The sequence below is a fragment of the Pseudoalteromonas sp. RB2-MNA-CIBAN-0110 genome (genome assembly GCF_040309305.1).
Taxonomy (GTDB): Bacteria; Pseudomonadota; Gammaproteobacteria; order Enterobacterales; family Alteromonadaceae; genus Pseudoalteromonas; species Pseudoalteromonas arctica.
In genome coordinates, this window is the sequence record NZ_JBEOOQ010000339.1 from 1 (window position 1) to 234 (window position 234).

Annotated in this window: 1 pseudogene; it reads left to right on the top strand. The window is 35.9% G+C overall.

Annotated features, from left to right (window positions below):
- Nucleotides 1–234, top strand: a pseudogene (locus AAEY68_RS21725) (EAL domain-containing protein); the annotation flags it as partial.

The window sequence follows — 234 nt, forward strand, 5'->3', positions numbered from 1 at the left end:
CTTTTGCAGCAATAGCGGCACTAAACTGCAATATTGTAATTAATGATGTGAGAAACAGTAAAAATATTTTTAAGTTTACGCTTAATAAACAAATATCAGGACTTAACTTAGCTTCTGAACTTGTCCATGGGATAGAGCGCAGTAATTCACAACAAAAATACGTTAGGGGGATTGTGCATATAAGTAGATTATTGAGCTTGTCAGTCTTTGCACTTGATGTAGAGACGCCTCAGG